Annotated in this window: 17 protein-coding genes and 1 tRNA gene; 8 read left to right on the top strand and 10 right to left on the bottom strand. The window is 65.5% G+C overall.

The window, feature by feature from the left end; genetic code table 11:
- Nucleotides 1–44 precede the first annotated feature (44 nt).
- Together lysA and argS are read right to left on the bottom strand one after the other, a co-directional pair.
- The gene (gene lysA, locus ACH49N_RS21915; protein WP_109328681.1) at nucleotides 45–1,466 is read right to left on the bottom strand and encodes a diaminopimelate decarboxylase; all 1,422 of its coding nucleotides are present in this window, start codon (nucleotides 1,464–1,466) and stop codon (nucleotides 45–47) included.
- A complete protein-coding gene (argS, locus tag ACH49N_RS21910) occupies nucleotides 1,463–3,115 on the bottom strand; it encodes an arginine--tRNA ligase (RefSeq protein WP_159921194.1) in 1,653 nt (550 codons plus the stop codon). Before argS ends, lysA begins: the two co-directional genes overlap by 4 nt.
- Before the next feature lie 217 nt (nucleotides 3,116–3,332).
- Between argS and ACH49N_RS21905 the strand changes: the two genes are divergently transcribed.
- A complete protein-coding gene (locus ACH49N_RS21905) occupies nucleotides 3,333–4,235 on the top strand; it encodes a DUF3105 domain-containing protein (RefSeq protein WP_358277441.1) in 903 nt (300 codons plus the stop codon).
- A complete protein-coding gene (locus ACH49N_RS21900; RefSeq protein ID WP_358277443.1) occupies nucleotides 4,228–4,959 on the top strand; it encodes a DUF305 domain-containing protein in 732 nt (243 codons plus the stop codon). Before ACH49N_RS21905 ends, ACH49N_RS21900 begins: the two co-directional genes overlap by 8 nt.
- A 12-nt stretch (nucleotides 4,960–4,971) precedes the next feature.
- Here ACH49N_RS21900 and ACH49N_RS21895 read toward each other — a convergent pair whose 3' ends face one another.
- Nucleotides 4,972–7,371 (bottom strand): phosphoketolase family protein, encoded by a 2,400-nt coding sequence (locus tag ACH49N_RS21895; protein WP_358277445.1) that lies wholly within the window; start codon nucleotides 7,369–7,371, stop codon nucleotides 4,972–4,974.
- 161 nt (nucleotides 7,372–7,532) lie between these two features.
- On the opposite strand from ACH49N_RS21895, the gene ACH49N_RS21890 reads away from it, so the two are divergent.
- A tRNA-Arg gene (locus tag ACH49N_RS21890) sits at nucleotides 7,533–7,608 on the top strand.
- Nucleotides 7,609–7,825: 217 nt separating this feature from the next.
- Nucleotides 7,826–8,986, top strand: coding sequence for a N(5)-(carboxyethyl)ornithine synthase (locus ACH49N_RS21885; RefSeq protein ID WP_358277447.1), 1,161 nt, complete (start codon nucleotides 7,826–7,828; stop codon nucleotides 8,984–8,986).
- A gap of 84 nt (nucleotides 8,987–9,070) precedes the next feature.
- On the opposite strand, the gene ACH49N_RS21880 is transcribed toward ACH49N_RS21885, so the two are convergent.
- The 5 genes from ACH49N_RS21880 to ACH49N_RS21860 are packed head-to-tail and all read right to left on the bottom strand — an operon-like array spanning nucleotide 9,071 to nucleotide 14,894.
- Nucleotides 9,071–10,729, bottom strand: coding sequence for an AMP-binding protein (locus ACH49N_RS21880; RefSeq protein WP_358277449.1), 1,659 nt, complete (start codon nucleotides 10,727–10,729; stop codon nucleotides 9,071–9,073).
- 58 nt (nucleotides 10,730–10,787) lie between these two features.
- Nucleotides 10,788–11,576 carry an SDR family oxidoreductase gene (locus tag ACH49N_RS21875; RefSeq protein ID WP_201453548.1) on the bottom strand — a complete coding sequence of 263 codons (789 nt, stop codon included), beginning with the start codon at nucleotides 11,574–11,576 and terminating at the stop codon, nucleotides 10,788–10,790.
- An 11-nt stretch (nucleotides 11,577–11,587) separates the two neighbouring features.
- Nucleotides 11,588–12,571, bottom strand: a complete 984-nt coding sequence (locus ACH49N_RS21870) for an NADPH:quinone oxidoreductase family protein (RefSeq protein WP_159921180.1) — start codon at nucleotides 12,569–12,571, stop codon at nucleotides 11,588–11,590.
- Nucleotides 12,572–12,606: 35 nt separating this feature from the next.
- On the bottom strand, nucleotides 12,607–13,707 hold the full coding sequence (locus tag ACH49N_RS21865) for an acyl-CoA dehydrogenase family protein (protein WP_358277451.1): 1,101 nt from the start codon (nucleotides 13,705–13,707) through the stop codon (nucleotides 12,607–12,609).
- Complete coding sequence (locus ACH49N_RS21860; protein WP_358277453.1) at nucleotides 13,704–14,894, bottom strand: acyl-CoA dehydrogenase family protein; 1,191 nt, start codon at nucleotides 14,892–14,894, stop codon at nucleotides 13,704–13,706. The genes ACH49N_RS21865 and ACH49N_RS21860 overlap by 4 nt, the downstream gene beginning before the upstream one ends.
- Before the next feature lie 180 nt (nucleotides 14,895–15,074).
- Here ACH49N_RS21860 and ACH49N_RS21855 point away from each other — a divergent pair, with 180 nt between their 5' ends.
- The 3 genes from ACH49N_RS21855 to ACH49N_RS21845 all read left to right on the top strand — a co-directional run bounded on the left by ACH49N_RS21855 (nucleotide 15,075) and on the right by ACH49N_RS21845 (nucleotide 18,182).
- Nucleotides 15,075–15,554, top strand: coding sequence for a MaoC family dehydratase (locus tag ACH49N_RS21855; RefSeq protein ID WP_317768833.1), 480 nt, complete (start codon nucleotides 15,075–15,077; stop codon nucleotides 15,552–15,554).
- Nucleotides 15,555–15,642: 88 nt separating this feature from the next.
- Nucleotides 15,643–17,172 carry an AMP-binding protein gene (locus tag ACH49N_RS21850; protein WP_358277455.1) on the top strand — a complete coding sequence of 510 codons (1,530 nt, stop codon included), beginning with the start codon at nucleotides 15,643–15,645 and terminating at the stop codon, nucleotides 17,170–17,172.
- Entirely contained in the window at nucleotides 17,169–18,182 is a 1,014-nt protein-coding gene (locus ACH49N_RS21845; RefSeq protein WP_358277457.1) for an NADP-dependent oxidoreductase, read from the top strand. Before ACH49N_RS21850 ends, ACH49N_RS21845 begins: the two co-directional genes overlap by 4 nt.
- Nucleotides 18,183–18,251: 69 nt before the next feature.
- On the opposite strand, the gene ACH49N_RS21840 is transcribed toward ACH49N_RS21845, so the two are convergent.
- Nucleotides 18,252–19,628: an MFS transporter gene (locus tag ACH49N_RS21840; RefSeq protein ID WP_159921168.1), complete on the bottom strand. Its 1,377-nt coding sequence runs from the start codon at nucleotides 19,626–19,628 to the stop codon at nucleotides 18,252–18,254.
- A gap of 192 nt (nucleotides 19,629–19,820) precedes the next feature.
- Between ACH49N_RS21840 and ACH49N_RS21835 the strand changes: the two genes are divergently transcribed.
- On the top strand, nucleotides 19,821–20,447 hold the full coding sequence (locus ACH49N_RS21835) for a TetR/AcrR family transcriptional regulator (RefSeq protein WP_358277459.1): 627 nt from the start codon (nucleotides 19,821–19,823) through the stop codon (nucleotides 20,445–20,447).
- Here the strand turns inward: ACH49N_RS21835 and ACH49N_RS21830 are convergent.
- Nucleotides 20,441–21,088, bottom strand: coding sequence for a TetR/AcrR family transcriptional regulator (locus ACH49N_RS21830; RefSeq protein WP_358277491.1), 648 nt, complete (start codon nucleotides 21,086–21,088; stop codon nucleotides 20,441–20,443). The genes ACH49N_RS21835 and ACH49N_RS21830 overlap by 7 nt on opposite strands.
- Nucleotides 21,089–21,168 lie beyond the last annotated feature (80 nt).

The following is a 21,168-nucleotide window of genomic DNA, read 5'->3' as shown; positions in this document are numbered from 1 at the left end:
CGCCGATTCGGTCACACCGACAGCAGGTTGCGCCGATTCGACGGTCACTCTTGTACCTCCAAGCTGAGCAGGTCTTCCACGGTTTCCCTCCGGAGGATCACGCGCGACTGTCCGTCGCGCACCGCCACCACGGCAGGACGGGTGAGCAGGTTGTACCTACTCGACATCGAGTAGCAGTATGCACCGGTGGCAGCGACGGCAAGCAAATCGCCGGCATCGATGTCCTCGGGCATCCAGGTGTCACGGATGACGACATCGCCGGATTCGCAGTGTTTACCCACGACTCGCGACACCACGGGTTCGGCTCCGCTGACTCGGGAGACGAGCTTCGCTTCATACTCCGCTTGATACAGCGCCGTGCGGATGTTGTCGCTCATTCCGCCGTCGACACTGACGTAGCGGCGAGTGAGCGCGCTCCCGACGGTGACGTCTTTGATGGTGCCGACCTCGTAGAGCGTGACCGTCCCCGGCCCGGCGATCGCTCGTCCCGGCTCGACCGCAAGGGTCGGCTCGGGCAGGCCGGCGAGAGCGGACTCGTTGCGCACGATGTCGCCGAGTTTGGCCGCCAACTCGTCCACGGGTGGAGGATCGTCGCTGGGCACGTACGAGATGCCCATACCGCCACCGAGGTCGATGATCGAGATCTGGGCGGTCTTGTCCACACCGAACTCGGCGACGACGTCACGGAGCAGCCCGATCACCCGGTGTGCTGCCACCTCGAATCCGTCCACGTCGAAGATCTGCGAACCGATATGGCTGTGCAGCCCGACGAGACGCAGATTGTCTGCGGCGAATACTCGCCGGACCGCGTCGATCGCCTTGCCGCCTGCCAGTGAGAAACCGAACTTCTGGTCCTCGTGGGCGGTCGAGATGAATTCGTGGGTGTGCGCTTCCACTCCGACCGTCACGCGGATCAGGACATCCTGTACGACACCGGCTTCGGCGGCGACTGCGTCGAGGCGGTCGATCTCCATGGACGAGTCCAGAACGATGTGGCCCACTCCGGCCTTCACTGCCGCCTGAAGTTCGGCGACCGACTTGTTGTTGCCGTGCATGGCGATTCGCTCCGCCGGGAACCCTGCATGCAACGCAATCGCCAATTCACCGCCCGAGGCGACGTCGAGCGACAGCCCCTCGTCTGCCACCCAACGGGCGATCTCGCCACAGAGAAACGCCTTGGACGCGTAGTGGACTTTGGCGGAGGGCCCGAATGCGCGCGCCATGTCACGGCACCGGGACCGGAAATCGTCCTCGTCGACGACGAACAGTGGCGTCCCGTACGTCTCGGCAAGTTCGGTGACCGGAATCCCGGCCAATCGGACAACGCCGTCCGGACCGCGTTCCGCGTTGCGGGGCCACACCTCGGGAGCGAGCGCCGCGAATGCGGTTGCGTCCGTGGGACGCTCGGGCAGTCCGGGTGCGTGTAGCTGTTCGGCGTGCTTGGGACCGGCGGGATGCGCGTTCACATCTGCTCCGGGGCGCTCACGCCGAGGAGTGCGAGACCGTTTGCCAGCACCTGACGCGAGGCGTCGCACAGAGCGAGCCGCGCGACATGCAGTGGCCCGACCTCCTCGTCACCCTGAGGCAGAACCCGGCACGCGCCGTAGAAGCGGTGATAAGCACCGGCCAGCTCTTCGAGGTACCGCGCAATGCGGTGTGGCTCACGGAGATTCGCCGCACTGGTGACGACGCGCGGATACTCGCCGAGCGTGCGGATGAGATCGCCCTCCTGCTCGGAGACCAGCAACGCGAAGTCCGGATCGGCAACCGTGACACCCAGCTCGGCGGCGTTGCGCGCAATCGCCGACAACCGGGCGTGCGCGTACTGCACGTAGTAGACCGGGTTCTCGTTGCCAGTGCTGGTCCACAGCTCGAGGTCGATGTCGATGCTCGAATCCACCGACGAGCGGATCAACGCGTATCGCGAGGCGTCGACACCGATGGCCTCGACCAGGTCGTCGAGCGTGATCACCGTCCCGGCCCGCTTGCTCATCTTCACAGCGACCCCGTCGCGGACCAGATTGACCATCTGCCCGATCAACACCTCGACGGTGTCCGGGTCGTCGCCGAACGCGGCGGCAGCGGCCTTGAGCCGGCCGATGTAGCCGTGATGATCCGCGCCGAGCATGTAGATACACAGATCGAAGCCGCGCGCACGCTTGTTCTGGAAGTAGGCGATGTCCCCTGCAATGTAGGCCGCGTTGCCGTCACTCTTGATGACGACACGATCCTTGTCGTCACCGAAGTCGGTGCTCTTGAGCCACCAGGCACCGTCCTCCTGGAAGAGACTGCCGGAGGATTTCAAGGTCTCGACGGCCTTCTCGACCGCACCTGACTCGAACAGCGAGTTTTCGTGGAAGTAGACGTCGAAGTCCACTCCGAACTCGTGCAGGGTGCGTTTGATGTGCGCGAACATCAGGTCGACTCCGAGCGATCGGAACACTTCCTGCTGCTCACCCGCCGGAAGCTCCAGTGCGTCCGGACGCTGTGTGAGCACCTGAGCCGCGATGTCGGCGATGTATGCACCCGCGTAACCGTCGTCGGGAGCAGGTTCCCCCTTGGCGGCGGCGATGAGCGAGCGGGAGAAGCGGTCGATCTGGGCGCCGTGGTCGTTGAAGTAGTACTCGCGTGTGACGGCGGCACCCTGGGTGGACAGGATGCGGCCGAGCGCGTCACCGACGGCGGCCCAGCGCGTACCGCCGAGGTGGATGGGCCCGGTCGGGTTTGCGGACACGAACTCCAGGTTGATCTTCTTGCCGTCGAGGGTGTGCCCGGATCCGTACGCGGTGCCCGCTTCGAGGATCTTGGCGACGATGGCGCCCTGGGCGTCGGCGGCCAGGCGGATGTTGAGGAAACCGGGGCCGGCGATATCGGCACTGTCGATACCCTCGGCAGCGGTCAGCGCCTCGGCGAGCCAGGTCGCGAGTTCGCGGGGGTTGGTACCGACCTTCTTGGCCACCTGCATCGCCACGTTGGTGGCGTAATCACCGTGCTCGGGGTTGCGCGGGCGCTCGACCGTGAGAGTTTCGGGAAGCACGGACACGTCGAGTCCACGTTCGGCGAGCACCTTCGCGGCGGTTCCGCGGAGCAGTTCGGCAAGGTCAGCTGGAGTCACAGGTATCTATCCTATGGCCAAGACGTCCCGGGCGGTGACCCGCCTGGCCCGGAGTCCCACAGACGGCCGGATAGGCCCCGACCGGCGTGGCGGATGCCACTCTCCCAGCTTGCGCTCAGGGTGGGAAAGTAGAGTGGGGTCGCCCTGAGTCCCGGTCTCAGCCTCGGGCGAACCGGGGTAGAGCGCCCGTAACCCACACACCGAAAGATCACAATCGATGCCAAGCGGTTCGGATAGTCGCGGTCCCGGTAAGAACTCCGGTGCCAAGTCGGCCAAGGCCATCAAGGCCGCCAAGAAGAAGAGTGGCGGCGCGAAAGCCAAGGGCGGCGTCTCCACGCCCCGGCACATTCCGTGGCTGACGATCGGTGCGTCGGCGGCGGTCCTCGCGCTGGTCGCGATCCTCGCGGTCAACCTGGTGCCCAAGTATCAGGCGAAGGAGGAGGCCCAGCGGTACGCGCCCAGTGCCGAGAATCCCGACCCTTCGGTCAACATCGACGGCGTGCTGAAGATCGACTACCCGGCCGGCATCCACATCCAGCCGACGCAGCGCGTCGCCTACGATCAGTCGCCGCCGTTCGGCGGCCCGCACGACGCCATCTGGGCGACGTGCACCGGCACCGTGTACGCCAATGCGATCCGCACCGAGAACGCAGTGCACTCTCTCGAGCACGGCGCCGTGTGGGTCGCCTACAACCCCGACACGCTGTCTGCGGAACAGGTCGACACACTGCAGGACAAGGTGGACGGCCAGAGCTACACCCTGATGTCGCCGTACCCGGGGCTCGACAGTCCCATCTCTCTGCAGTCGTGGGGCCACCAGCTGAAGCTCGACAGCGCCGACGACGAGCGGATCGATCAGTTCATCACGGCCCTGCGCATCAACAAGAACACCTACCCGGAGGTCGGTGCCAGCTGCTCGACCATCCCCGGCTCCGGTTTCGACCCGGACAACCCGCCCCCCTTCGATCCGAGCGCACCCGGCGCCGATGCAGTGCCGATGGACGGTGGCGGCATCGCGCCGGACCAGTCCGAGACCGGCGGAGCGGGAGCCCAGTTGCCGAGCGATTTGCAGCTGCCCTCCGACCTGCAGCAGGCGCCCGCCGAGGGCGGTAATGGCTGAATCGGCCGACGCACCCGGATCCGGAGTCGGATCCGGGGCCGAGCCGGCCCACTCCAGGCCGAGTCAGCGCGCCGCGCTCTTGGTGATCGGAGTGATCGGCGCCGTCGCACTCGGTTTCGCCCTCGGATTCCTGGCGCGACTTCCACTGCAGGACAACAACTCTGCGGTCCCCGAGGCGGGATCCGTCGATGTGGGATTCGCCCAGGACATGAGCGTGCACCACAGTCAAGCGGTCGAGATGTCGGCGATCGCCCTCCGGAACACGAGTGATCCCACCGTCCGGACTCTCGCCTACGACATCCTGACCACCCAGCAGAACCAGCTCGGCCAGATGCAGGGGTGGCTCTCGATCTGGGATCAGCCGTCCCTCCCGTCCGGCGGCTACATGGGCTGGATGGCGTCGGAGCACGACGGCGGACACGATCATTCCTCCGGCGAGAACGCACATACGGGGTCTATGCCGACGATGCCGGGAATGGCGTCGTCCGAGGACATGGCCAGGCTGCGACAGGCCACCGGGACCGCCGTCGACGTCGAATACCTCCAGTTGATGTTGCGACATCACCAGGGTGGACTGCCCATGATGGAATACGCCGCCCAACGGGCCTCCGAGCCCGCCGTCCGCGGGCTCGCACAGACCATGGTCGAGACCCAGCAGGGCGAGTCGAGGTTGATCACCGACATGCTCACCGAACGCGGCGTCGCTCCGCTCCCGATGAACTGACGGCCTCGCCCCTCAGGACCAGGTCCAGTCGCGTACCTCCGGCAGGTCCTCGAAGTGCTCGACCACGTACTCGCGGTGCCGCTCGAGCTGCGTGAGGCAGAAATCGGCGAGCTCGGTGGCCCCGGCGGGTTCGGTTTCTACACGGCGCAGCGCCTCGAGCGCGAGGTGGTAGCGGCTCATCCTGTTCAGCACCACCATGTCGAACGGGGTGGTCGTGGTCCCCTGCTCGCTGAAGCCGCGAACATGAAAGCGTTCGGGTTGCGGCCGACCGTGCAATAACTCGTGGACCGCCCGTGAATAGCCGTGGAACGCGAACACCACGTCGGTATCGGCGGTGAAGAGGTCGGTGAACGTGCGGTCGTCGAAACCGTGCGGGTGCTCTGTGGGCGTCAGCAACGCCATCAGATCGACCACGTTGACCACACGGGTGACGAGGTCGGGTGTGTGCTCACGCAACAACTGGGCTGCCGCGAGAATTTCTTGCGTAGGAACATCACCCGCCGCGGCAAGCACGATGTCCACGGTATCGGCGGCTGCCTCGGTACCCGCCCACGCCCAGACCGACGCCCCGGCCGCGCAGTGCGCGTTCGCTTCCTCGAGCGTCAAGTATTGGAGGTGCGGTTGCTTGTCCACCACGATGACGTTGACGTGGTCGGTGCTGCGGAGACAGTGGTCGGCAATCGAGAGCAGCGTGTTCGAGTCGGGGGGAAGCCACACCCGAACGACATCCGGGGCGAGGGGAATGACGGCGTCGATCATCCCGGGCCCCTGGTGGCTGAAACCGTTGTGGTCGTTGCGCCAGCAGGTGCTGGTCAACAGCACGTTGAGCGAGGCCACCGGCGATCGCCACGGCAGGTCCACCGCGTGTTGCAGCCACTTCGCGTGCTGGACCAGCATCGACACACTGACCATGGCGAAGGCCTCGTAGCTGGCAAAGAGCCCGTGCCGCCCGGACAGCAGGTACCCCTCGAGCCACCCCTCGCACAGGTGCTCGCTGAGCACCTCCATCACCCGTCCGCCCGCAGACAGGTGGTCGTCGTAGTCGGTGACGGGTAGCTGCCAGCACCGATCGGTGCTCTCGAACACGGCGCCCAACCGATTGCTGGCCGTCTCGTCCGGGCAGAACAGCCGAAAGTATCCGCCGCCCTCCGGTGTGGTGGTCGCGGCGTAGACGTCCCGTAACAGTTCGCCGAGGACGCGGGTGGTCTCGTGCAGCGTGGCCCCGGGTCTTTCGACGGTCAATGCGTACTTGTGCAGTGGTGGTATCGGAAGATCGACGCGTAGACGCCCGCCGTTGGCATAGGGAGAAGACCCCATTCGTTTGTCGCCACGCGGCGCCAGCCGAGCGAGTTCGGGCACCAAGGCACCCCGGGGATCGAACAGGGTCTCCGGGGAGTACGACCGCATCCATTCCTCGAGCTGACGCCGATGCTCCTCGTTGGTACGGACGCCCGACAGCGGAACTTGGTGGGAACGGTGTGTTCCCTCGACGAGGACACCATCGACACGGTGGGGGCCGGTCCAGCCCTTCGGCGTGCGGAGCACGATCGCCGGCCATTTCACAGGATGCCGGCGACCCGCCCGCGCCTCCTGGCGGATCTCGGTTATCCGGTCGTGCGCGTCGACCAGCGCCCGGTCGAGTGTGCGGAAAACCACGGCCGGGTCGTCGCCCTCGACCACGGTCGGCGCCCATCCCTGGCCACCCAGGAAGCGTTCGATGTCCGTGTCGGAACTGCGACCGTAGACGGTGGGGCCGGCAATTTTAGCCCCGTTGACGTGCAGGATCGGTAACACGGCACCGTCCCGTTCCGGGTTGAGGAAGGCGGGGAGCTTCCACGAAGCGGACAGCGGACCTGTCTCCGCCTCACCATCTCCGATCACACACGCCACCAACAGGTTCGGGTGGTCGAATGCCGCACCCGCCGCGTGCGCCAGTGCATATCCCAGCTCACCGCCTTCGTGGATACTGCCCGGTGTCTGCACGCTGACATGACTCGGGATACCTCCCGGTGTCGAGAACTGCCGGCACAAGTGCCGGAGTCCGGCAGCATCACCGGAGACCGCGGGATACACCTCCGAGTACGTCCCCTCCAGATACGTGGCAGCGACGAGGGCGGGCCCGCCGTGACCAGGCCCCGTCACATACAGGCAGTCCGCGTCCGTACGCCGGATCAACCTGTTGAGAAGGGCGTAGATCATCGACAAACCGGGACTGGTCCCCCAGTGCCCGAGGAGCCGGGGCTTGATGTGCTCCGGAAGCAGCGGCTCACGCAGAAGCACATTGTCCTGCAAATAGATCTGCGCGACGGTGAGATAGTTGGCCGCCGACCACCAGCGGAGATCCAACTCGAGTTCGCGCTCCGGATACTCCTCGTTCGAGTCTTCCGAATGGACATGCTGCCGATCGGTCATCCTCGACCCTCCCCTGATGTGCGCAGGCGTCCTTTCCGACACTAGGCGGATTCGGTCGACCGTGCGGGGGTTGTGGGCCGAACTCGGGGACCGATTTGGTTCTTCCCCCCATCGATGCGCTACGATTGGCGCGCCCAATCGGCACACCGGTTTTCCGGTGCGCCCCCGTAGCTCAGGGGATAGAGCGTTCGCCTCCGGAGCGAAAGGTCGCAGGTTCGAATCCTGCCGGGGGCACCACGAGAACACTGCGCCGCATCTCGCGGCGCACATTTCTTCCTGGTGCTACCAGTCCTCCCCCGGGTGATCTCCCCGGGCATTCTGCGAGAGCTGCAGCGTCGGCCCCGGCCGCGTACATCGATTCGAACGCTGAGCTCCCTCGCACCTTCGCTGTGGGTTTCGCGGCTTCACCTTTCCGCCATCCTTTTCTCCATTTGCGTCAACCGAGGGACACTCCGTGCACCAGCCCCACCCACATCCGCTCACCCTCGGCGTGATCGCGCGCTCGAGCAAGGCCGACGAACGCCGACTTCCGATTCACCCCCTGCACTTCGACCGCATCGACGCCGACCTGCTGGGCCGTATCCACCTCGAGCACGGTTACGGCGAGCCGTTCGGTGTGTCCGACGAGCAACTGGCCCGCTCGGTCGCGGGAATGCGCACACGGAGCGAGCTGATCGCGCAATCCGACGTCGTACTGCTCCCAAAGCCGCTCGCGAAGGATCTCGAGGATCTGCGCGACGGCCAGGTCCTCTGGGGGTGGCCGCACTGCGTGCAGGACACCGAGCTCACCCAGGTGGCCATCGATCGTCGCCTCACCCTCGTCGCCTTCGAAGCCATGAATCACTGGAGTGCCGAAGGGTCGTTCCAGCTGCATGTCTTCCACAAGAACAACGAGCTCGCCGGCTACTCCTCCGTATTGCACGCCCAGTCGATCGCCGGGTCGACGGGTGATTACGGCCGTCGACTCCGCGCGGTCGTGCTCGGTTTCGGGGCCACCGCCCGCGGGGCCGTCACCGCGCTGAATGCTCTGGGAATCCACGACGTTCATGTCGTCACGCAGCGTGGCGTGACCGCCGTCAGCTCGCCCATCCACTCGGCGGAGATCGTCCAGTTCGATCACGACGACGCCGACCCACGTCGAAGCCACGTCACGACGGACGACGGCCGGCTGCCGCTGGCGGGTTTCCTGGCCCGTCACGACATCATCGTCAACTGTGTTCTGCAGGACACCGAGGCGCCGCTGACCTTCCTCGTCGACGAGGACATCGACACCCTCCTGCCCGGTTGCCTCGTCGTCGACGTGTCCTGCGACGAAGGCATGGGCTTTGCCTGGGCGCGTCCGACCTCCTTCGCGGACCCGACGTTCATGATCGGCGAGAACGTCCGCTACTACGGTGTCGACCACAGCCCGTCACATCTGTGGAACTCCGCCACCTGGGAGATCAGCGAGGCGCTGCTCCCCCATCTGCGCACCGTTCTCGGCGGACCCGCGGCCTGGGACACCAGCGAGACGATCCGGCGGGCGATCGAAATCCGCGACGGAGTGGTGCAGAACCCCAAGGTCCTGTCGTTCCAGGACCGTGCGGCCGACTACCCGCACGCGGTCCTTACCTGAGCGCCGCGGACGAACGGGACGCTCGTTCGATCTGATGCAACGAGCGTCCCGTTCGCGCGGAAGGGTGCAGGGGGTCGGCACAGGTCAGGCAGGCGCGCGGCGACGCATCTCGCGACGAAGGATCTTCCCGCTCGCCGTCTTGGGCAGTTCGTCGACGATTTCCACCCGCCGCGGGGCCTTGTAGGTGGCCAGCCGCTCCCGGCAGTACTCGACGAGGTCGGCCGCCTCCACCGTCGTACCCGGCCGCAGGCTGACGAAGGCGGCGACGGTTTCACCGCGATAGCTGTCCGGTTCACCCACGACGGCGGCTTCGCGCACCGCCGGATGCTGGTAGAGAACGTCCTCGACCTCCCGCGGCCACACTTTGAACCCGGACGCGTTGATCATGTCCTTCTTGCGGTCCACCACGTACACCCAGCCCTCGGCGTCCATGAAGCCGACATCGCCGGTGAGGAGACGGCCACCCGGCAGTGACTGCGCCGTGGCGTCCGGCTTGTTCCAGTAGGCGGGTACCACCATCGGTCCGTCGACGGCAATCTCGCCCACCTCGAGTGGCTCCAGGTCTTTTCCGTCCTCGCCGATGATCCGGACCACTGCGGAGGGCAGGGGCAGGCCGATCGCCAGCGTTCCCGATGCCGGATCGACCGGCGCTTCCAGGTTGGGCGGGACGACGACGCAGGGTGCGCTCGTTTCGGTGAGCCCGTAACCGTTGCGAATGTATTTGCCGGTGAGCTCGCGGAAGCGCTCGACGATGGCGGGAGGCAGTGGGGCGCCGCCGGACATGACGGCCTCGAGGGAGGCGAAGCGTTCCCCGGAGAAGTCGGGGTGCGCCATCAACGCCATGTACGCGGTGGACGGACCCACCATGAAGATCGGCCGCTCACGTTCGAGGGCGTCGAGGACGACCCCCGGTTCGAAGCGGTACACCAGGATCAGCGGCGACGCCAGGTCGATCGCGGTGAGGAGCTGGCACACCATTCCCGTGATGTGGAAGAGCGGTGCCAGGGCGAAGATCGGCGCGCCGGCCGGTTTATCCTCGTACAGTCGCAGAATTGCGCTGTTCACCGTCAGGTTGCGGTGGGTGTTGGTGGCACCCTTGGGTACGCCGCTGGTTCCGGACGTGTAGGACACCAGGGCAATGTCTTCGGGTGTCAGTCCGGGATCAGGCACCGTCGCTCCGGCCCGCACCCGCGCCACCTCGAGGAGGTCGTGCACGCTCTCGCTGCGGGCACGGGTTACCGTCCGGAACAAGCGCTCGTCGTCGGAATTCTGGATGTCGAGTTCGCTCGAGGTGAGCGCGATCCGCACCCCCGCTTCCGACGCGCGTGAACCCACCCGGTCTGCCCACGCGCTCTCGCTGCACACGATCGCAGTGACCCCCGCGTCGGTGAGAATGTGTGCGAGCTCGTCCCGGTACATCGGGTTGAGAGGAACGACGACACCGCCGGCCTTCCACGTTCCGATCAACGCGAGAACGAACTGCGGAATGTTCTGCAGGTAGATCGCGAGCCGGTCGCCCCGCTGAAACCCGTTCTCGAGCAGGTACGCGGCGATACCGTCGGTGAGTTGGTCGACTTCCCGGTAGCCGAGCGTGCCGCCGAGGTAACGCACCGCCGGGGCGTCTCCGGCGGTGACGACCGCCGACTCGAACATGTCGAGCGCGGTACGGGCGGGGATATCTCCCACGCGTCGAACGCTCTCCTCGTACCGGTCCATCCAGGGCCTGTCGTCGTACCAGCTCATCGCCGCCGTACCGCCTCTCGATCTCGTCCGAATTCGTGATTGTGTATGCCCGCCGGCGTCAACGTGTGCCCGACAGTCCCCCGTCGACGGGGATGACGGTGCCCGTCAGGTATGCGCCCGCCCGCGAGGACAGGAATATCGCGGTGCCCGCGATGTCCTCGGCACAGCCGACCCGGCCGAGTGGAACGGCGCTCTCGACGAGTTCCCGGCGCGCCGTATCGCCGAGGAGGTGGGCAATCATCTTCGTCGGAAATGGTCCGGGCGCAATCGCATTGACGGTGATGTTCTCGACGGCCAGGGTGGCCGCGAGCTTCCGCGTGAGCATGTGCACGGCAGCTTTACTCGCTCCGTACGAAAAGTTGTCGCTGCTCGACACGACCAGGCCGTCGATCGAACCGATGTTGACGATCCGGGCGGGTTGATCCCCGGTGGCCGCGGCCCGCAGTCTGGGCAGTAGTTTCTGCGTCAGCGAGAACACACTCTTGACGTTGATGTCGAAGATCTTGTCGAACGCGGCCTCGGGAAACTCGTCGACCGGTGCGCCCCACGTCGCGCCGGCATTGTTGACCAGAACGTCGAGTCGCGGGGCTACCTCCTCGACGTGGGCGGCGAGGCTGTCGATGCCGTCCGGAGTGGACAGATCGGCGGGATGGGCGTGGCAGGACCCCGGCCCGAGCGCGGACAGCTCGGACGCCGTCTCGGCGCAGTCGTCGGCTTTACGGGACGACACGAGGACCTGCGCTCCCGCCCGGACGAATCCTTCGGCGATCATCCGGCCGATACCGCGCGAACCTCCGGTGACGACTACAGTCTTTCCGGCGACATCGAACAGCGAATGAGCATCCACGAGCATTCCTTTCACGGTTGGAAGACGAGCCGACCGACGGTGCTGCCCTCACCGAGCCGGCCGAGTCCGTCGGCGACGTCGGCGAGCGAGAGCCGCTCACTGATGAGGGGCCGGATCGCGCCGGACGCGGCGAGCCGGGTCAGCTCCTCGTGGCAATCGGCGATGGCCTGCTGGTTGTACTGCTTGTACAGGCCCCAGTGCAGTCCGATGATCGAGTAATTCTTGATCAGCGCATGGTTGAGTCCCGGAGTCGGGATGGTGCCGCCCGCGAAGCCGATGATCAGGATGCGTCCCTCGAAAGCGATGCACTTGGTGGACTTGGCGTAGGCATCTCCACCGACCGGGTCGTAGACGACGTCGGCTCCGCGTCCACCGGTGAACTCCTTGACGAGTGGGACGAAATCCTCGGTGCGGCGATCGATCACCAGGTCGGCCCCGAGCCGGCGACAATACTCCGCCTTGTCGGCCCCTCCGACCACACCGATGACCTTCGCCCCGGCCGCCTTCCCCAATTGCACTGCGGCACTACCCACTCCGCCGGCCGCGGCGTGCACGAGCAGAGTCTCCCCCGCCTCGAGATGCGTCCGACGATGGAGGGCGAACCAGCTCGTCTGGTATCCGATACTCAGCGCCGCCGCTTCGGCGTCGTCGAGGGCGGCCGGTGCGGTGAAGGTGTTCGCCTCGTCGAGAACCGCGAGCTGAGCGAACCCGCCGCCGGGCAGGTTCGGATTACCGATCACCCGGTCGCCCTGCGTGAACCGCGTGACACCGTCTCCGACGGCAACCACCTCGCCGCACAGTTCGACACCCGGGGTGAAGGGCAGCGGCGGCGTGATCTGGTACTCCCCTCGGCACAGGAGCACATCGGGGAAGTTCGCCGGTGCGGCGAGCACCCTGACCAGCACCTGGCCGGGACCTGCCACCGGGTCCGGGACCTCCTCGAGTTGCAGCGCGGTACGCGGCTCGCCGAGTTCGTGGACACGCCATGCCTTCATCGTCTTCTTCCTGACTGTCGGTGGGGTGAAACGGTTTACGCGGGCAGATCGATCAATTCGGCGAGACGCGCTCGGTGACGGTAGGCCGTGCCGAAGGCGAGCTGATCGCTTTTCGCCCTCTTCAGATAGAGGTGCGCGGGGTATTCCCAGGTCATGCCGAGTCCACCGTGTAGTTGGACGCATTCTTCGGCGGCATGAACGGCGACACCACTGCAATACGCCTGCGCGAGCGCCGCCGCGATCTCGGCGTCCGCGTCGCCGCGAGCAGCGGTGTCAGCCGCGTAACGAGCAGCCGCAGCGGCGGAGGTGATCTCCAGCCACAGGTCGGCAAGACGATGCTTCAGCGCCTGGTACGAGCCGACGGCACGCCCGAACTGCTTGCGCTCCTTGACGTAGGCGAGCGTGGTGTCGAAGCACCACTGTGCCACTCCGAGTTGTTCGGAGGCGAGGAGCGCAGCACCGCAGAGGAGAGCGCCACTGATGGCCTCTACTGCCGCACCGTCGTCGACCCGAGTCGACGACGCAGCGGTGAAGTCGACATCGGCCAGGGGACGCGTCATGTCCAGCGCGAGAATCGGGGTCACGGTGACGCCGGCGCTGTCCGTGCGCACAGTGTGAAGCTCGAGCCCGTCGGGCCCCTGCACCGGAACGACCAGAAGTTCGGCTTCCGCGGCGCCCGCAACACTGGTGACGCGGCCGGTCAACCCGTCGGCGCCCAGTCGGACGGTCGCGCTGAAGCGGTCGGGCGGCGTGGCCAGGCCGATCGTGAGGGCACCGGTGGTGGAGCCTTCGGCGAGATCCCGGACGATGGTCGTGTCTCCCGCCTTCACCAGCGCGACCGTCGCGAGTACAGCGCTCGAGAGATACGGGACGGGCGCCACGGCACGTCCGATCTCTTCCATGACCACGGCGGCTTCCCTTGCGCCCGCCCCTGCCCCGCCGATCGATTCGGGGACGAGGAGACCGGACAGTCCGAGTTCGACGGCGAGCGACTTCCAGACGGCGGAGAAGTCACCGGGCGACGAGTCGTAGGCGCTCATGACGAGCTCGTGCGGGCAACGGTCGGCGAGCAGCCGCCGGACACTGTCGCGGAGGGCGTCTTCGGTGTCGGTGTACAGCAGATCTGCGGTGCTCATCGGGGCAGGTCCTTCCAAGCGATGTCCTTGTCGACGCGATGCTCGGGGGGCAGCCCGAGAACACGTTCCGCGATAACGTTCCGCAGGATTTCCGACGTGCCGCCCTCGATCGAATTACCTTTCGCGCGCAGGTAGCGGTATCCGGGTTCACGTCCGGTGAAGTCCACCTTGTCGGGCCTGCGCATGGTCCAGTCGTCGTAGCGCAAACCCGCTTCGCCGTGCAGCTCGATGTCGAAACCGGAGATGGTCTGTGCGAGCTGGGCGAAGGCGAGCTTCAGTCCGGACCCCTCGGGGCCGGGTTGCCCGGCCGCGAGTTGCTGCCGTAGCCGTTCACCGGTCAACCGGGCGACTTCGGCTTCGACCCACAACCGGAGAAGTTCGTCGTGCATTGCCGGGTCCCGCAGTTCGGGACGTTCACGCCATGCCGCGGCCACGGGGCCGATCATGCCGCTTTCGCGCGCTGCGGCCGACCCGCCGATCGCAACGCGTTCGTTGTTGAGGGTCGCGGTTGCCACCCGCCAGCCTTGCCCCTCGTCCCCGAGCCGATCGGCGTCAGGAATTCGCACGTCGGTGAGGAACACCTCGTTGAACTCGGCCTCGCCGGTGATCTGGCGCAGGGGGCGAACGTCGACGCCGGGATCGCTCATGTCACAGAGAAAGTAGGTAAGACCCGCATGTTTAGGCACGGCAGGATCGGTGCGGGCCACGAGGATAGCCCGCTGCGCATTCTGCGCGCCCGACGTCCACACCTTCTGGCCGTTGACGATCCAGTTGTCGCCGTCACGGACCGCACGCGTCGCCACGGCAGCGAGGTCGGAACCCGCCCCCGGCTCACTGAACAACTGGCACCAGATGTGCTCGCTGGTAAAAATCGGACGCAGATATTTTCGCTGCTGTTCGTCGGTCCCGAAGGCCGCGATGGTGGGCGCGGCCATCCCCAGGCCGATGCCGTTGCGGCCCTTTGCCGGTGCCGGCGCGCCCGCCGCTTCCAGCTGCGCGTCGACCTGGGCCTGGAAGCTCTGCGGCAGACCGAGCCCGCCACGTCCGGGCGCGAAGTGAACCCACGCGAGGCCGGCGTCGAACCGCGCGCCGAGGAACTGCGTCGGATTCGAGGTGTCGTTCTGCTCGAGCAGCGCCGTGACCCGTTCGGTCAGTTCTCGCGCGATCGTCTGTTCGTCAGTAGTCATAGCTGGCGACCTTCTGTGCAACCTTCACGAGGCTTCCTCTCCTTCGCCGTACATTGTGACTCGCGTCTCTCTTTTGTATAGTTGAATCCGTCGTCAAGTTCAAGTGGCGGTGCAGCGAAACCGCAGTGCAGTTCGCCTCAGACATGACCGACACCCACCATCCGCGATCGAGGGAGACCGATGACCGACACGACTCAACTGCCCGTCCGCCCGGCGAGCTACGACGAGCTCACCGCTTTGATCGGGAAAGAATTGGGCCCCACCGAGTGGCATGAGGTCACACAGGAACGGGTCAACGCGTTCGCCGACGCCACCGGTGACCATCAATGGATTCACGTCGACCCCGAACGCGCCGCATCGAGTCCGCTCGGCGGAACTATCGCGCACGGTCTCTACAGCCTGTCCCTCGGACCTGCCCTCTCCGCGACCCTGCTGCGATTCGACGGTTTCGCGCACAGCCTCAACTACGGATACAACAAAGTCCGGTTTCCCGCCCCCGTTCCCGTCGGTTCGCGGATCCGGATGCGGGCGACCGTGACGGCCGCCGAACAGGTCGGCGGCGGCATCCAGGTGACGATGACTCAGGTGGTCGAACGGGAAGGCTCCGACAAGCCGGTGGTCGTGTCGGAGTCGGTAGCCCGGGTCGTCGAAGCCGGTTAGGCCTCGGTCTGTACGTGCCGCCGATCCTACGGCGGCACGTACTCGCGCGTGATCCCTTGATCGAAGCTCGACTCGGAGGCTGACGTACATGGCAAACGTGATCGACCCCGTGTGCTTCCACGCGGACACCACCCCCGACAACATTGCTCTGCGGGGTGCAGACAGCACCCTGACCTATCGACAGCTGCAGATCGCGAGCACGACCTACGCGGGCGCGCTTCGCGAATGGGGTATCTCGCGCGGCGACCGCGTGCTCCTCGCCGCCCCGTCCGTGCCCGAGTTCGTGGTGGCATACCTGGCGATTCAGGCGGCCGGGGCCGTGGTGGTCCCGGTGAACACGATGTCCACTCGGCCGGAAACCGAGTACGTCCTGAGCGACGCCGGTGTGTCGCTGGCGATCCTCTGGTACGAACTGGGGCCCGCGATGAGCCAGGCGGCGGCAGCGCTCGACGTCCCGGTCTGGACGTTGTCCCCGGAAATAATTGCCTCGGACGGGCTCCAGAAGCCCATCGTCGACCGGGACGGCGAGGACACCGCCGCCATTCTCTATACGTCCGGAACGACCGGACGGCCCAAGGGTGCGGAACTGACCGTCGGAAACCTGCTGTCGGGCGGGCAGATCGGCGCCGAATGCAGTCGCGGCTCGAGCCAGGACCGCACAGGGACGGGGCTCCCGCTCTTCCACGTCTTCGGACAGGCCTCGGTCATGATGGCGACATTCACCGGTGGCGGCTCCTTGTCGTTGCTGGCGCGGTTCGACCCGTCCGCGATGCTGGCGATGCTGCGCCGCGACCGCCTGACCATCATGGCCGGTGTCCCGACGATGTGGAATGCGATGCTCCACGCGGCCGGCGACGCCGACCCGGAGGATTTCGCTCAGCTTCGGATCGCTATCTCCGGCGGCGCCTCGCTGCCCGGAGAGGTGGCCCGCGCATTCGAAACGCGCTTCGGGTGCACCATCCTCGAGGGGTACGGGCTCACCGAGACGACCGCATTCGGCACGTTCAACGACATCGATCGCGGTGGCAAGACCGGCTACACGGGACGCGCCGTTCCCCGTATGGAGGTCGAGGTCCGGGACCACGACGGGAACCAGTGCACACCCGGCACCGTCGGTGAAGTCTTCGTGAAAGGTCCCACGGTGATGAAGGGGTACTGGCGCAGGCCCGTCGACACCGCAGACGTGTTGTCACCGGACGGCTGGTTCCGCACGGGCGACCTCGGCTGTGTCGACTCGGACGGAGACCTCCGCATCGTCGACCGGGTCAAGGACCTCATCATTCGCGGCGGCTACAACGTGTATCCCAGTGAGATCGAGGAGGTGCTGTACACGCACCCCGACGTCGTCGAGGCCGCGGTCGTGGGTGTTCCCGACGACCACTACGGAGAAGAGGTGGCCGCGGTAGTCGCCCTCCTGCCTGGATCGGAACTGGACGGCGCCGAGCTCACGCGGTGGACTCGGGAGCGGCTGTCCGCGTACAAAATTCCCCGCATCATCTCGATCGTCGACGCCCTTCCCAAGGGCTCGACCGGAAAAATCCTCAAGCGGTCGATCGACAAGGCCGCGCTGAGAACTGACCCATTGACCGTTGAGGTACCTCGAAAGGTGACACCGTGACATCCGTCAACAGACAGGTTCGACTGGCGAAACGCCCGATCGGCCGGCCCGACGACTCCACCTGGGAGATCGTCTCCGAACCGATTCCCACACCATCGGACGGTGAGTTCACCGTGCAGGTCGACTATGCCTCGCTCGATCCCGCCATGCGTGGCTGGCTCGACGACGTGAAGTCGTACGTGCCGCCCGTTCAGATCGGTGAGGTGATGCGCGCGCATGCCGTGGGCCGCGTCGTGGCGTCGAAGATTCCGGCGTTCCCGGAAGGGGCAATCGTTTCCGGACAGTTCGGAATTCAGGAGTTCGCGGTGTCCGACGGCCGGGGCGCTCTTGTCGTGGACGAGACACTCGCACCCGCGCCCACCTGGCTGGGTGCACTCGGATTCCCTGGCATGACCGCCTATTTCGGCCTCACCGATGTCGGCAAGCTCGAGAAGGGTGACGTCGTGCTCATCTCGGGAGCGGCGGGAGCGGTGGGAAGCATCGCCGGCCAGATCGCCAAACTGAACGGCGCAACGGTGATCGGCATTGCCGGTGGCCGCGAGAAGTGCGCGTGGCTCACCGATGAGCTCGGTTTCGATGCCGCGATCGACTACAAGGCGGGGCCGGTGGGCCGCGCGCTGCGGGCGGCCGCACCCGACGGCATCGACATCTACTTCGACAATGTCGGCGGTGACATTCTCGACGCCGCACTGGGGCGTCTGCGCAAGAATGCGCGGGTCGCGTTGTGCGGTGCGATCTCCGGATATAACGCCACCGATCCACAGCCCGGCCCGTCTCGGTACCTGTCGCTACTGGTGAACCGGGCGTCGATGACCGGATTCATCGTCTTCGATTATCTCGATCGGTTCCAGGAGGGCATGGAGGCGATGTCGGAGTGGATTCGCAACGGTGACATCGTGACCCGGGAGCAGGTGGAAACCGGCGGTGTCGAAGCTTTCGGCCGCACGCTGACCATGCTGTTCGACGGCGCGAACACGGGCAAGCTGGTACTGAAGATCAGCGACAACTGAACACCCCTGCCACGAAAGGAATGCCCACCGCCGTTCGGCGGTGGGCATTCTTTCGGCCTTGATGCCGTACTAGTAGAACTGAGCTCCGGGTACAGCGTTCGGGTCGTTACGGACTTCCGCCGGGTTGGTCTCGTGGAGCCGCCACGCGCAGAGGAATGTGACCAGCCCCATCAAGGCGACGAATACGGCGACGAGCGTGGTGGTGCCGGTTTTGGCAATCAGCGCGGTCATGATGAAGGGAGTGCCACCGCTGACCGTGATCGCAGCCAGTTGGTAGGCCAGGGAGGCTGCCGAATAGCGCACGTTGGGTGCGAACAGCTCGCCCATGTAGGCCGCGATCGGACCGTAGGTCATGGACTGGAACACACTTCCGACGGTGACTGCAATGAAGAACAGCATCAGGTTTTTCGTGTTGATCAGCCAGAAGTACGGGAAGGCCCAGAGCACGATCATTCCGGCGCCGAACAGGATCATCGGCCGACGACCGATCTTGTCGGACACGTGCCCCGACCACAACACCACACCGACGGTGAGGCCTGCACTGAGCAGCGAGATCGCCAGCAGATCGTTGCGCTTCATGCCTAGTTCGGCAGTGCCGTAACTGAGGACGCCGGCGATCGAGATGTAGAACAACGAGTTGGTGGCCGCGAGAAGACCGCACCCCAGCAAGATTTTGCGCCAGTGGTCCTTGATCGCCTGGGTGAGCGGTGCCCGGACTACCGTTTCCTTACCCTTCTGTGCCTCTTCCTGCAGCTCGCGGAATTCCGGTGTGTCCTCGACCTTCGTCTGGATGTAGAGCACGACGGGGAACAGCAATGCACTGGCGAAGAAGGGGATACGCCAACCCCAACTGAGGAACGCCTCGTTCGAGATGGCGGCGGTGGCGCCCAGGAACACGAGGTTGCCGAGCAGCACACCGAACGAGACACCCATCTGGCCGAAGGTGCCGGAGAACCCTCTGCGTTTGGGACTCGCCGATTCGGTCAGCAGAAGGACGATCCCACCCCACTGACCGCCGCACGCGATGCCCTGGATGAAGCGCAGCACCACCAGCAGAATCGGTGCAGCCACTCCGATCGTCGACGCACCCGGGAGGCATCCGATGAGGAAGGTGGCGAGGCCCATGAAGAGCAGGCAGGTCACCACCGCGGGTTTGCGCCCGTATTTGTCACCGTAGTGGCCCGCGACCAGTCCGCCGAGAGGCCGGGCGACGAATCCCGCCCAGAAAGTGCTGAACGACAGCAGAGTGCCCATCAGCGCCGATGAGTCGGGAAAAAAGACTTGCGGAAAGACAAGAGCCGCAGCGGTTCCGTAGAGGAAGAAGTCGTACCACTCGATGGAACTGCCGACGAGACCTGCCGCCAGCAGCTTCCGGTGTGCCCGCTTCCGCTGGACGGCCGTGTCGCCGGTTGCGTCCTTACTCGGCTGCACCGCGGATGTAGTCATCCAATCACTCCTCGAGATAGGTCTGTGGGGTGTGGCTAGAGATGAAGTTTTAGAACATGACGCCAACTTCAAGTCAGTGAGCGCTTGCTTAGTGTGTTTCACTTGTCGTGTGATGTCAATCACTCGAGGCGATACTTTCGACATTTATGTGCGGTGGGCGCTCCCGGCCCGCCGCACCGGTGAGGACGACGCATGACAGATCTACGGGACGAAACCCCAGCTCCCGGTCAACCCATTCGCGATCTGTCGTCCTCCGAGGAACGCCTACTCACCGCAGCTACGATGCTGTTCTCGGACAGGGGCTTCGAGGCCACCACCACCCGGGACATCTCCGCAATGGCAGGACTGAGTCCCGCCGCGATGTACGTACACTTTCCCTCCAAGGAAGAACTGCTGTTCCGGCTCGTGTGCCGCGCCCATGAACGGGCACTGGCTCAGGTGCTCGATGCGGTTGCACCGTTCACCGACCCGATCGACCGGGTTCGCGCCTTGGTTCGGGACTTCAGCATGTTGCACGCCACGAACTTTCGAAAAGCCCGCATCGCGCAGTACGAGAGCCGGCACCTCCGCGCGGAACACCGTGAGGCCGTGGCTCAGACACGCCTACAAATCCGTGTCGCAGCAATGCGCGAGGTGCGCAGGGGAATCGACGAGGGCGTCTTCCTGATCCCGGATCCCCGAGTCGCGGTGCTCGCCATCATGTCGCTCGCCATCGACATCTGCCGTTGGTACGACCCCGACGGCGAATTCACCCCCGAAGAGCTGGGCGACATCAACGCCGACCTCGTCCTGCGAATTCTGCGCGCGCCCGGCTACTGACCTCGGACAGAATCCGGCACGCGCAGAGCATTCGTCCACATTCGCGCCAGGCCTGTCGCCAACTGATCGAACGAGAGAGATTTCCTTTCGCTCACCGGTCCGACGAAATAGCTGTACGCCGTCCTGCCGACCATGGCAGAGAGCGCCTTGGACGTGAGCATCGGATCCAGCACCGCATCTGCGAGGCCGCGATCCTGCAGGTCCGCGATCGCTCGGGCGTTGCGTCGGAAGAAGATGTCGTCGCGACGGCGTTCGAGTTCCCGGAATTCGGGGTCGACATGCGCCACCTGCTCCAGCACCGCAAGCAGTCGCGCGTTTCTGCGGCACGCGTGCAGATACGCGCGGATGCTCGCCTCGACGATCGCGTGTACATCGCCTTCGTCGGCCACTCGTCCCATGCCGGGGTGGAGCAGGTCATTTTGGGTCACCTCGACGACGGCGGCGAAAACCTGTTCCTTGTTGGTGAAATAGGTGTAGAAGGAGCCGGTCGAGAGCCCAGCCTCCTTGGTGATGTCGACGAGTCGGGCATCGAGATAGCCCTCCCGCTCGAACACAACGCGCGCGGCGGCAACCAGCCGATTCCGAGTACGGACTCCTCGTGCGGTTACGGGCGGCTCCCGGAGGAGGGTGGCGTTCGCCATCGAGGGCGGACCGTCGTCTCCTCGTTCGGGAAGAACTCCCCCACCATCCGACTTCTCCATACTAGAGTATTACTTGAATC

This window comes from Rhodococcus sp. NPDC019647, assembly GCF_044389235.1.
Classification (GTDB): Bacteria; Actinomycetota; Actinomycetes; order Mycobacteriales; family Mycobacteriaceae; genus Rhodococcus_F; species Rhodococcus_F oxybenzonivorans.
The sequence above is the reverse complement of the archived record's forward strand: the minus strand, read 5'-3'. Positions and strand labels throughout refer to the sequence as shown.